Source organism: Natronosalvus amylolyticus, from assembly GCF_024298845.1.
Classification (GTDB): domain Archaea; phylum Halobacteriota; class Halobacteria; order Halobacteriales; family Natrialbaceae; genus Natronosalvus; species Natronosalvus amylolyticus.
Window position 1 is genome coordinate 113047 of record NZ_CP101160.1, and the last position, 13418, is coordinate 126464.

Genomic DNA, 13418 nt, shown 5'->3' on the forward strand with positions numbered 1-13418 from the left:
AACAGAAGATTTCGGGTTACTCGAGGTGGTAGAACGGTGAGTCAGTCAGATCAGATCAACTGGTCACGAATGTCGCTCGAGGAACTACAGGATTACTGGAACACTCACGTCGAACTCGAACTCAAGCGCGAGGGATTCGACCCAGAGCGCAAGCCGACCTACGAGGAGATTACCGAAGCAGGCTACTCTGGGATTGCGTACGCGCTCCGAGAGCACCACGATATGACGCTCTCGCAGTTTCTCGCCACAGTCGGCTATACAGACGCCTCTTCGGACGCTTACACCTGGGGTATAGACGACGAAACGACCATCGACGAACTCGAAGCGTACGTCCGAACGATTGATCGGCGTCGAGGGCTCGCCCAGTCGACCGTCGACACCAAACGAGCACGACTCGCTCAGTTCGCCCGCGTGTACGCGGATATCCACGGCCAGGCCGACCTGGTAGCACGAGTGGGTGATGGGACAAATCGGCAGGAAGAAATCCAGCGCCTCCTCGCTGTCTTCGATGCGTTTCACCACGACCTCGAGAGCGACGCATCGAAGTTGAAGTACTACGGTGACGTGAATCAGTTCTACGACCACCTCGAGCGACGGGCGAAAGCGGCGTTCAACCCTGTCGCGGGAATCAAAGCCGAGTACAACTGGCAACGCGGCGATCCGAACAACCAGCCGCTCACTACGCGACAGGTTCGTCGTCTGTACAAAGCAGCCGTCGATCCGGGGGAGAAACTTATCGTCTTGGGCCTGTGTGCCTGGGGGCTCAGGCGAAACGAGGTGGCCTCGCTGCATCACTCCCAGCTCGTCCTCGAGACCGACGACCCACATATTGCGTTCGAGAACCGAAAGAACGGCCCTGGTACGGTTGCCCTGTTGTACGGCGTCGATGAACTGGTTGATCGAATCGACTGGCTGGGTGGCCGTGATCGGGACTGGAACGGGTACGTACTCCCCTCGAGGGCTTCCAACAGTGGTCATATCATCGGTGAGACTGTACAACGTCGATTCCAGAAACTCGCCCATCGAGCCGAGGTGCGGGTTGATGGAGAGGTGCCCACCTCTAAGATGGGACGTCGGTTCTGGTACACGACGTATCTCAAGGCGCAGAAGCAACTGCTCGACAGCCTCAATGTCATCGCTGGCGAGCAGGGGAGTTCGGACCCCTCCGTCGTGTTGAACAATTATCTCTCGGAAGCCGAACGACGGAGGTATCGGCGTAAATTTATGCGTGATCGGTTGGAAGATGCGTTCGGACGGTAGTTCGTGATAAATATATTATCGCTATATATTTTCCATAACCGCCTCGAGCGACTCCTTTACTCGTTTCCTCTCGCACCCAGGGCGACAAGGGCCACGTCCTCACAGAAATGCGAGGAGGAAGCCCACGACATCAGTCGTGGGTCGATGACTAATCCTGCCGATGTCTGGACAGCAGTGCGACGAGAGACAGTGCGAGCAGCGCTGCCAACGCGCCGAAACCGGGAATACTGGAGTCGCGATCGTGATCGGTTTCGGTGTCGTGTTGACTCGTCGTATCCGTATCTCCATCGTCTTCCTGTTCGGTGTCGTGTTCGCTTGTCGAATCCCCATCCGTATCAGTGGCATCTTCGGATACCGAATCGGAATCTGATACAGGGAACGTGACGGTCGTCTCGTACGTCGCGTCGTTGCCTGCGTTATCTCCCACGACAACCGCAATTGTGTGTGAGGTGCCGGCGGTAGATTCGACGGTGTACTCGGCGGCGGACGACGTAATCTGCCCGTTTGCAGTCACGTCAGTCCCGTCCTGTAGCAGGGACACCGAGCGCACGTCCACGCCCGATAGTGCATCCTCGTACTCGAATCGGACAGTGACGCCGTCGGCCGACTCGAACGTCGAGATATCGACGAGTCGAGGCGGTTCATCGTCGGCGATCAACGCACCGTACGTCGAGAAGTGCGTCACTGTCGAAACGAGGAACGGTGTATCATCGACGACGGTAACCTCGGTTTCGACCGGGTCCCACTGGTCTGTGGATGCATCGTAGTAGTGCATCTGTGCGGCGTCGGCACTGACACCGGATGGAAGCGATTCCTCGTCGATAGCCATCGAGATCGTCGCGCTTTCGATTGTCCCTTCCTCGAGGTAGTAATCGATGAAACTGTCCATATCGGCCGTCATGAATCCGACGCCGAGGTCACCACCATTGACGTTCGGATTCATCTCATTTTCCGACAGTGCCAGGAACAGCTCCTGGGACTTGATCGCCTGGTCGGCGTCGTCGATCAGATCGAAATCGATCGAGGAACCGGACGGGAACGTTATCCGCCCGTCTGCGAGGGTGAACTTCGTGTGGACGACGACTGAGGCTTCGTCGGTCGCCTCGTTTCCGGCCCTGTCGGTTCCGGTGACGGTCACGACGTACTCACCGGGCTCGTCCACTACGAGGGTGCCGGTGAAACGCGTCGGCGAGGGACCAGCGTCGTCCATCGTCACCGTTGCGGGCGAGGTCGTGCCGTCCGGGGCGACGAACTCGGCGACGACCGTCGGGACGCCAGACAGCGGCTCGTCACTCTCGACGACGAGTGTCGCATCCGACATGGTGACGTCTTCGAGACTGGCGGCCATCGAAGGGCCGTTGCGGTCGACGACGAGTATCTCATCGGCGACGTCCATGCCAGCCGTTCCGATGACATCCACGGCGAACACCGACAGCGAGTAGCGGCCGTCATCCGGTATGTTCCATATCGGGACGTCGATAATCCATCGGTCCCCGTCCTGGTGGGTTCCAGCGGTGCTGACGGCGTAGCTGGTCTCGAGCGACTCGACGAGCAGCGTCACGTCGGCCACGTCGAGATCCGCCGTCACGTCTACTTCGACGGTTGCCTCGTCGCTCGCGAAGACGAGTTCGTCGCCGGTGTCGAGGTCGATGCCTGTCGAATGACCGATGACGGCAGCAACCGACGGATCGATGCTCGCTGGCGTGACCGTCACGGTGCCTGCATCACGTTCGCCGAGTTCGAGATCGTACGTTCCCACGGTGGTGATCTGGGCGGAGACGTTGAGCGCGCCCAGGTGGTAAAATCCGGGCCTCAGGCTCACTTTTTGCGTGCCCACGACTGCAGACTCGCCGGTATCGACGTTGGTCGCGGTGAGTTCGATCGTCTCGGGACCTTCGACGGTTCCCGCCTGATAGATACTGCCGATGACGTACAGCTGTTCGCCCGCGACCGTTTCTATCGCGGAGGGCGACGCCGCGATCACTCTGATATCGGAGACGGCGGGCTGGACCTCGACGGTACCAGCCGAGCGGCCACCGAGCTCGAGGTCGTAGGTCCCGGGGGCGTCGAACTGAGCGGAGACGTTTAGCGCGCCGAGGTGATAGAACCCGGGTGCCAGGCTCACGTCCTGCGTACCGACGACTTCCGTCTCATCGGTGTCGACGTTGGTCGCGGTGAGTTCGATCGTTTCAGTGCCTTCGACCGTACCCGCCTGATAGATGCTCCCGATGACGTACAGTTGTTCGCCTTCGATTACCTCGATCGCGGAGGGTGACGCCGCGATCACTTTGATATCGGAGAACGCTGGCTCGACCTCGACAGTGCCAGCCGATCGGCCACCGAGCTCGAGGTCGTAGGTCCCTGGGGCGTCGGGCTGGAAGGTGACGTTGAGTGCGCCGAGGTGGTAGTAGCCGGGCGCGAGACTCACGTCCTGGCTCCCGACGACCGTTGTCTCGCCGGTTTCCTGATTCGTTGCGGTGAGCTCGACCGTTTCAGTGCCTTCGACCGTTCCGGCCTGATAGATGCTCCCGATGACGTACAGCTGTTCGTCTGCGACCAGCTCGATCTCGGAGGGAGACGCCGCGATCACTCGAATGTCGGAGAACGCCGCTTCGACCTCAACCGTTCCGGCGTTGCGGTCACCGAGCGAGAGCTGGTAGGTGCCGGCGCTCTCTGGCTGATAGGTGACGTTGAGGGCACCGAGGTGGTAGTAGCCGGGCGCGAGGCTCACGTCCTGGCTTCCGACGACGGTCGTCTCGCCGGTGTCGACGTTGGTCGCGGTGAGCTCGATCGTCTGGGTTCCTTCGACGTTACCGGCCTGGTAGATGCTCCCGATGACGTACAGCTGTTCACCTTCGATCAGTTCGACGGCCGAAACCGAGGTCCCGATCACCTGAATGTCGGTGAGCGCTTCGTCGACCGCGACGGTTCCTGCTTCTCGGCCGCCGAGTTCCAGCTCGTACGTCCCGGCACTCTCCGGCTGGAAGGTGACGTTGAGCGCGCCGAGGTGGTAGTAGCCGGGAGCGAGCGTTACCTGCTGGCTCCCGACGACTTCCGTCTCGCCGGTGTCGACGTTGGTCGCGGTGAGTTCGATCGTTTCTGGACCCTCTGCCGTGCCTGCCTGATAGATGCTCCCGATGACGTACGTCCCCTCGCCCTCGATCAGTTCGACGTCCGACACTGACGCGGCGATGACCACGATGTCGCTTTCGGATTCCGCGACGGTGACCGTCCCCGCGTTTCGTCCGCCGAGCTCGAGGTCGTAGGTTCCGGGATGGTCGGGCTGATAGGTGACGTTGAGCGCACCGAGATGGTAGTAGCCGGGCGAAAGGCTCACGTCCTGGCTTCCGACGACCGTTGTCTGGCCAGTATCGACGTTGGTCGCGGTGAGTTCGATCGTTTCGGTCCCTTCGACAGTTCCGGCCTGATAGATACTCCCGATGACGTAGGCCGCTTCGCCCTCGACCAGCTCGACTGCCGAGACCGATGCTGCGATCACCTGAATGTCCGAGATGGCCGCTTCGACCTCCACGGTTCCGGCGCTCCGTCCACCGAGCTCGAGGTCGTAGGTCCCAGCACTCTCCGGCTGGAAGGTGACGTTGAGGACTCCCAGATGGTAGAAGCCGGGCGAAAGGCTCACGTCCTGGCTTCCGACGACCGTTGTCTGGCCGGTGTCGACGTTGGTCGCGGTGAGCTCGATCGTCTCGGGCCCTTCGACGGTTCCCGCCTGGTAGATGCTCCCGATGACGTACAGCTGTTCGCCTTCGACCAGTTCGACCGCTGAGGCCGATGCTGCAATCACTTGAATGTCCGAGACGGCCGCTTCGACCTCCACGGTTCCGGCAGAGCGGCTACCGAGCTCGAGGTCGTACGTTCCAGCACTCTCCGGCTGGAAGGTGACGTTGAGTGCGCCGAGGTGGTAGAATCCCGGTGAGAGCGTTACCTCCTGGGTACCGACGACCGCAGTCTCGCCGGTGTCGACGTTGGTCGCGGTGAGCTCGATCGTTTCGGGACCCTCGATAGTGCCCGCCTGGTAGATGCTCCCGATGACGTACAGCTGTTCGCCTGCGACCAGCTCGATTGCGGAGGGTGACGCTGCGATCACCTGAATGTCGGAGAACGCTGGCTGAACCTCCACGGTGCCGGCCGAGCGGCCACCGAGCTCGAGGTCGTAGGTCCCAGCATGCTCCGGCTGGAAGGTGACGTTGAGTGCGCCGAGGTGGTAGAATCCAGGCGAGAGCGTTACCTCCTGGGTACCGACGACCGCAGACTCGCCGGTATCGATGTTGGTCGCAGTGAGTTCGATCGTCTCGGGACCCTCGATAGTGCCCGCCTGGTGGATGCTCCCGACGACGTACAGCTGCTCGCCTGCGACCAGCTCGACTTCGGATGCGGAAGCAGCGATAACCCGAATGTCCGTGTACTGGTGTTCGACCGTCACTGTCTCGACGAACAGCCCGTCGACAGAGAGCGTCACGTCCATGGTGTCCTCACCGGCTGGAAGGTCGTCTTCCTGGGGTGTCCAGACGAGTTCGACGCCGCCCCGGGCGATTCCAGGACGGACGGTGACTGTCGTCTCGTCGACGACGTCGCCGTCAACCGAAAGCGCGATGGTCCGGCTCCCGGCGAGGTCTCCCGCATTGTAGAGGTCCGCCGTCACGACGACTGACTGGCCGATCGTCACGTGATCGCGGTCCGCGCTTGCGCCGTAGAGGATGATGTTCGCTTCGGGATCGACATCCTCGACGACCACGGTGGCCGAATCGACGTCGTCGTCACTCCTGACTTCGATATCGACCTCGTCTCCCGCATCCGGAGTTGTCCACGACAGCGGGAGCTGTGCCGACTCGCCCGTATCGAGCGTGAGGCTCGTCGCGTCCACGACGGTTCCGTCGACGACCAGTTCGATCGTCTGTGTGCCTGCGGAGTCGCCGGTGTTCTCGACCGTCGCGGTGACGGCGAGGACTTCACCGCTGAGGATCGGGGAGGGAGCATCGTCGATCGTCACTGCGAAGAACGCGGGATCGGGCGAGGGTGTTGGTGACGGCGTCGGGGCGGATGCCGCCCCGGTAACGGTCACTGTCGTGGTTGCTGTGGCATCGTTGCTCGTGACGGCGAGTGGAATATCTTCACCCGCGTCGCCGTCCGCAGTCGCCCACGAGAGCGTGAACGACGTTTCCTCGCCCGGATCGAGCGAGACGCTCTGGGAATCGAAAGCATCCACGATCGCTTCTCCGTTATCGGGCACCAGCAACACCGTCTGCGTCCCGGCAACGGTACCGGTGTTCTGGACGGTCACGTCCACCTCGAGCGCGTCGCCTTCGGTTACCGGCGTGTTGGTGCCGTCGATCGTCACCGCGAAGAACGGCTCCTGTGCACCAGCCATCACGTCTATCGATCCCAGACTAATGCCGTCGACGGCGATGGGGTAGGTGCCCGGGTCGTCGAACTGGTGGGTGAGCGTGAGGGTTACGATCTCTCCGGCTTCGATCGTCGCAGTCTCGGTTGCGACGGGGACCCCATCGACCTGCAGTTCAGCCGTGTACTCGCCCGCTGAGCCACCCTGGTTCATTACCTGGACGGTGGTGTCCACTGACTCGCCGACGACTACCGTCCGGTCCGAGACGAAGGCCTCGATGATCGTAAACGCCGCTGGAAGCTCGCCTTCGCCGATTGCGTAGAGGCGACCGTCCTGGCTACCGACGTAGACGACGCCGTCGAGCACGGCTGGTGAGGACCAGACGCTGTCTCCGGTCTCGAATGCCCAGAGTTCGTCGCCGGTGTTCGCGTTGAGCGCGTAGAGGTGATCGTCGAAACTGCCGACGTAGACGACACCGTTCGCCACCGCAGGCGAGGATCGAACGTCGCCACCGGTCTCGAAGCTCCACAGCTCGGTTCCGGTGTCTACCTCGAGTGCGTAGACGTGGTTGTCGTTGCTGCCGACGTAGACGACGCCCTCGGCGACGGCCGGTGCGCCGTTGATCGCGCTCGCGCTTACTGGCGAATCCCACAGCAGCGTGCCGTCTTCCGCATCGTACGCGTAAACGATTCCGGTGAAGTCTGCGACGTAGACGACGCCGTCGACGGTGGTCAGTGCCGTATTGACCAGCACCGGTTCGTCAGCATTCCACAGTTCCGTTCCGCTTGCCGCCTCGATGGCGTACACTCGCTCGTCTATCGGCTGCCCCGATCTGGGGCTGGTCGCGACGTAGACGACGCCGTTCGCGACGGCAGGTGTCGTGTCGATTTTTCGGTCCGTGTCGAAGCTCCACAGCTCCGATCCGTCCACCGGGTCCAGCGCGTAGAGGCTCCCGTCCTCGCTGCCGACGTACAGCTCTCCGCCGACGATCCGCGGCGAGGTGAGCGGTTCGCCGATCGACTCGCTCCACAGGATGGTTCCATCGTCGACGTCGATCGCGTAGACCGTTCCGAGGTTGCTCGTCGCGTAAACGACGCCATCAGCGACTGCGGGCGCGGTGACAACCGCTCCATCGGTGTCGACGGTCCAGATGGCCTCGCCGGTTGCCGCGTCAACGGCGTGGACCATCGGTGGCCAGCTTCCGACGTAGACGACCCCGTCAACGACGGCGGGAGCGGAGCGGACGTAGTGCCAACTCTGGCTGCCCGCAGTGTATTGCCACTGCTCGTCGGGCGAGAGGACTGGCCCAGTTAGCTCAGCGCCGTGGCCGACGTTGTTGTCACCAAAGCCCTCCTGGGTCCACGCGGCCGTTACGGTAACCGTCTCCGCCGGAAGGTCGGCGACCGTGACCTCGATTTCGCCGCTCGTCTCGAGCTGGGTGAAGAAGGTCAGCGTTCGCGACTCGCCGGGGGCAAGTGTTCCGCTCTGTTGGTCAACGACCGTGCCATCGGCGCTCAGGAGCGATTCGTAGGAACCGTCCTCGCTTCCCTCGTTTTCCACGGTAGCGCTCACGACCACCGTCGAGCCGGTGTACAGATCCGTCGACGAGAGGCTGAGATCGGCGTACGTGATGTCGACCGATTCGGCCACGACGGTGACGGTTCCAGCCGCGACGCCGTTGACACTCACGACGTACTCACCGTCCTCACCGAAGCTATGGACGAACTCGGCGGTATCGGTCTCGCCTGCGTCCACCGGGACGCTCAGGCTATCGACAGTTGCCCCATCGACTTCCAGCGAGAGCGTGATGCTCGCCGTCTCGCTGCCGGTGTTCTCGAGGATCGTCGTAACGAGTACGTCTTCGTCGACTCCAACCTCGGTCTTGTCCAGTGTAACGTCGACGATCGCCACGTTGTCTCCGACCCACGGCTCGAACCGAACGTTTTCGGTGACGCTATCGCCGTCGCCGTTCGCTACCGTTCCGGTGACGGGATCTGTGACCCCGCCGCTCGGGCCGTTAGCTGCGCCCCACCAGTTGTTGGTCGCATCCACCGGCTCGTAGTTGCTCCACGTGCCGCGGTCGTAATCGACGCCGATACCGTTGTTCTCGAGTTCGTTTCCGTTAATCTGTATCCCGTCGGGCTGGAATGACACGAGTATCCCGGCATCGACGTTGTCGGCAATTACGTTGTCAGTCACGACGACGTCGTTGGTTACCCTGACCCCGATCTGGTTGCCGCTGACGGTGTTCGACGTGAGCTCGATCCCTTCGATTCCACTCCACCCAAGGTCGATTCCCGTTGCGGCGTTACCGGTGACGCTATTGTCGGATAGGGTTGCGTAGTCCGCTCTAGTCGCCCGGACGCCGCTGTTTCCGCTGTCTGTGATCGTGCTGTTCTCGATGTGGGTCCCAGTACCGCTGCCAAGCGAGAGGCCATCATTACCGCTTGCGACGATCGTTAACTCGCGGATCGTCGCTTGCCTGTCCAGAGAAACCCCGTCACCACCGCTGTTCTCGACGGTGACGCCGTCGAGTACGAGACCGGCACTTCGTTCGGCGTAGAGTCCGCGTGAGCCGACGTTGCTGATCGTATCGTTGGTAATAGTCGTGTTCGTCGCACCCTCGAGGCGGATCCCGTTTCGATCGCCGTCGGTAACCGTGTTTCGCGCGAGGTCGACACCCTCACTCTCGACGACTCGCAGGCCGTCGTACGCACTCGAAGTCACCACGTTGTCGGCAACGAGGCTGTTATCGGACGCCCAGAGCGTGATCGCTCCCACTCGCTGGACGGTAGAGCCCGTGCTGTTGGAGACCGTGTTGTTCGTGACGGTCGCGTCACTGAACGCGATCTGAATCGGTGCCGTCACGCCATCGAACTCGAGGTCGCTCACCGTAACGCTGGTTGAGTTAACGATGATTACTTGTCCGGGGTCGGCGGGAATTTGGGGATTGTCCACGCCCGTCTCGTAGTACAGTTCCTTGCCGGCAACGGTGTTCCCGCTGAACGAGTGAGTCGAAAGATCCTCCTCGAGCGTCGAGTAAGGGTTCGAACTCGAGATCAGCAGGACGCCCGTCTCGAACGTGTTGTCCCGAACGGTGACGGCTTCGGTTTCGAAGATGACCAGGTCGGTATCGTGGCCGCTAATATCGTTGTTCTCGATGATCTGGTCACCAAAGTATCGAAGGAAAATCCCTGCACCTTCGCTGTCGGTGATCGTGTTGTCGCGGACGACAGCGTTCCGATTGACCATCACGCCGTTCCCGGCGTTGTTATGGACGAGGTTCGCCTCGACGAGCGACTCGTGCGAGACGTCGATCCCCGCCCCCGAGTTGTGTTCAACCGTATTCTCAGTGACCGTGGCTCCGAAGGGCCCGGCGATCCCGGCCCGGTCGTTGTTCGAGACGGTGTTGTTGGTGAACGTCGCATCGCGACTGTTCCGCCAGTAGATACCGTCGTTTCCGTTATTCGTGATGACGTTGTCAGTCATCACGGCATATCGCGCGCCAGGACCGCGGTTGTCGTGGATTCCGTTCCCGGCGTTGTCGTGGATGTGGTTACCCGTGAACTGAATTCGTTCGCCGCTGGTCACGAGGATCGCAGATCGGAAACTCCCGACGTTACCGCCGCCGTGGTGAGTCCCTGAGATCGTGTTATCCGCGACCGTCGCGTCATCAGAACCGGACAGGAATAGCCCGCCGTAATTGTCGGTGAGTGTGTTCCCCCGGATTTCCGCGTTCGAAGAACTCGTTACCCTGAGCGCTCGTCCGTCAGTCTCCGTGATGTCGTTGTTGGCGACCGTTGCACCCGAGGACCCGCTGACACCGATTGCCGGGCCCGAAGTATCCGATCCGAGCATTGCATGGCTGACGACGTTGTCTTCGACGACTGCCCCGCTCGAGGCCCAGAGCCGGATGCCGTGTCCGGTGGTGTTCGTCACGGTGTTGTCCGTGACGACGACGCCGGGGCTGTACGCGATCTGGATCCCCGCGGCGACTCCATCGATCTCGAATCCACTGACGTCGACGTTCGTCGAATCGACGACGATGATCTGTCCAGCGTCAGTCGGGATCGCAGGGTCGTCCTCTCCGGTCATGTAGACGAACGGACCGCCGCCGATCGTGTTTCCGGATGCATCGTGATCGAAGTGGGCGAGCGTACCTCCGCTGAGTAGAATTCCGGTCGAAAAATCGTTGTCAATAATCACGGCGTCCCGGACCGATCCGAAATCAACGTCGGTCCCCTGTCCTGAGAAGGTGTTGTTCCGGACCTCCGTATTCCGGACCGACGACGCCTGGATGCTCGTTCCCTCGTTGTCGAAGGTGTTGCTCTCGACGACGGCGTCGTGTGCGTTCTGGGAGTTTAGCCCAGTTCTGAGGTTGATGCCGTACACCGTGTGATCGGTGATCGTATTTTCGCTGATTACTGCATTGGGCGTCCAGACGGAGAGCCCCCCGTCGTGGTTCGCGATCGTGTTCCCTTCGATCGTGACTTCCTCACCACCGGCCCCGCCTCGAATGTAGATCCCGAGTCCCGTGCCGGATGCCGAGTTACCGTTCGCCTCGAGGTGGTTCCCGGTGATCTGGACGCGATCGCTTCCCTGGATAGAGACGCCCCGAATCGGATTGTGTTCGATGACGTTGTCGACGATCACCATATCGTGTGAGGTGGTATCGAAGTCGCGAATCGCCTGATCGTTCTCGGTGATCGTATTCGATGCGATGGTCGCGTTCGGACTGTTCTCGATCCGGACCCCGGTAGCGTACCCGCGGATCTCGAGGCCCTCGACGGTGACGTTGGATGCACCGTCGATGTGGACACCCGTCCCTGAAGAACCCTGCAACACCGGGTTGGCTCCCGATGTCGCCGCAATGGTGACCCCCTCAGTCGTCACCTGCAGGTTCTCGTCGTACGTTCCCGTCCCCACGCAAATCGTGTCCCAGGGGTCTGCCGCGTCGATGGCGTCCTGGATACTCTCACCCGGACCCACGACAAGACAGTCCTCTGTGATGTTGGCAGAACCAGTAATAGATACGAAAGGAACGACGATAGAGCCGACCATGAGAACCGAAAATACGATGGCAAAAATCCGGATCAGTAATGGGGTTTGCTTCTCCTGATAATACATGCTGGGATAACTCTCTCAAAAGATATAGCTTCACGCTAACCAGGAAGTAACTGACACAGTCACCACATGGTAACTGTCCCGCCTCGAGTGTGGTTAATCGTCATACGTTGACGACGGGGGTTCCCAGTCCTCATCTATAGTAGCCAGTGAAAGTCATTGCACACCCTATCGCAAGCGGGTGTCGCGGTAGGTGTGCAAATCGTTTCACTGGCTACTATATTTGCACCCACTCCCTCGAGTCCAGACTCCCTTTGAACAATCTCTCGTTACTCGGAATCGTTGTTGAACCGTCGTCTCATCATGTAGGCAGCGCCGCCCAGTCCGGCGAATGCGCTACCGATACCGAATCCTGGGAGTCCATCGTCTGGCTCACTGTCATCGGTCACTCCGTTTCCATCACGGTCACTACCGGCTGTTTCTCCGTCGTCTGTGTCGTCGCCACTCGGTGTACTCTCGTCGGAACCATCGGAATCAGTTTCCGTTTCGGCAGTAGCGGCGACACTGGCCCATTCGTCGTGGTGTCCCAGGGAACCCTGTGCTACTCGAGAGCACTCACTCGAGCCCGAGACACCCGCGTCCAGTGCGTACACGTTGCCGTCGCGACTGCCGACGTAAAGTACTCCGTCGGCCACTGTCGGTGACGAATCGACCTGACCGCCGGTTTCGAACGACCAGACCTCCGCTCCGTCTGTTGCATCGAGTGCGTACACGTGGCGATCGTGACTACCGATGAAGACCGTTCCATCTGCTACCGTTGGCGACGAATAAACCCAGCGGCCGGTTTCGAAGGACCAGACCTTTGCTCCATCGCTGGCGTCCAGCGCGTACACATTGGCGTCTGTACTCCCGACGTAGACTGTCCCGTCTGCCACCGTCGGCGAGGAATCTAATGGACCGTCGATCTGGAACGACCATAGCTCTTCACCCGCAGTTACGTCAGCCGCATAAACATGGTCAAAGAATCCGAAATAGACAGTTTCACCGACTACTGTTGGTGTGCTGGGTATTCCACTCTCGAGTTCGAACGACCAGTTTTCGTCGCCAGTGGTTGTATCCAGGGCGTACAGTGTATGATCGTTAGAGGCGACGAACACTGTCTCGTCCACGACCACGGGGGCATCGGAAAACCAACTATCGGTTTCGAACGACCAGTCCTCATCGCCGGTTGTCGAATCCATGGCGTACGCGTTACCATCCTGGCTAGTGACGTAGACGACGCCGTCGAACACCGACGGAGAAGATCCCACGCTGTCGCCCGTTTCGAACGACCAGACTTCCTCACCAGTTGCCGCTTCCAACGCGTAGACGTTGTGGTCACCACTGCCAACGTACACCCTCCCGTCGACGACGTTGGGTGACGACCAGACGGTGTCACCGGTTTCGAACGACCAGACTTCTTCGCCGCTGGTTGTATCGACCGCGTAGACGTTGTGATCGCTACTGCCAACGTAAACCGTCCCGTCGACGACCGTCGGAGAGCCAGTGACCAAATCATCGGTCTGGAACGACCACAGTTCGTTTCCGCTGGCTCGGACGGTGCCGACGCTCGAGAGCCCTACTATCGACCCAGCGCTGATGCTTGCCGTGGTTGCGAGAAATCGTCGTCTGCCGACCGATGTGCCGTTTACTCCTTTTGTCCCTGCTGCAGACTGTTGCATGCATACCGAAGACA

The 13418-nt window shown here is 60.8% G+C and carries 3 protein-coding genes; 1 reads left to right on the forward strand and 2 read right to left on the reverse strand.

The annotated features are described in order from the left end of the window. Positions 1–69 precede the first annotated feature (69 nt). A complete protein-coding gene (locus NLK60_RS18425) occupies positions 70–1260 on the forward strand; it encodes a tyrosine-type recombinase/integrase (protein ID WP_254811104.1) in 1191 nt (396 codons plus the stop codon). 148 nt (positions 1261–1408) lie between these two features. Here NLK60_RS18425 and NLK60_RS18430 read toward each other — a convergent pair whose 3' ends face one another. Both NLK60_RS18430 and NLK60_RS18435 read right to left on the reverse strand, forming a co-directional pair. Continuing rightward, positions 1409–11608, reverse strand: a complete 10200-nt coding sequence (locus NLK60_RS18430) for a right-handed parallel beta-helix repeat-containing protein (RefSeq protein ID WP_254811050.1) — start codon at positions 11606–11608, stop codon at positions 1409–1411. 404 nt (positions 11609–12012) lie between these two features. Further along, positions 12013–13404, reverse strand: a complete 1392-nt coding sequence (locus tag NLK60_RS18435; protein WP_254811051.1) for an outer membrane protein assembly factor BamB family protein — start codon at positions 13402–13404, stop codon at positions 12013–12015. Positions 13405–13418 lie beyond the last annotated feature (14 nt).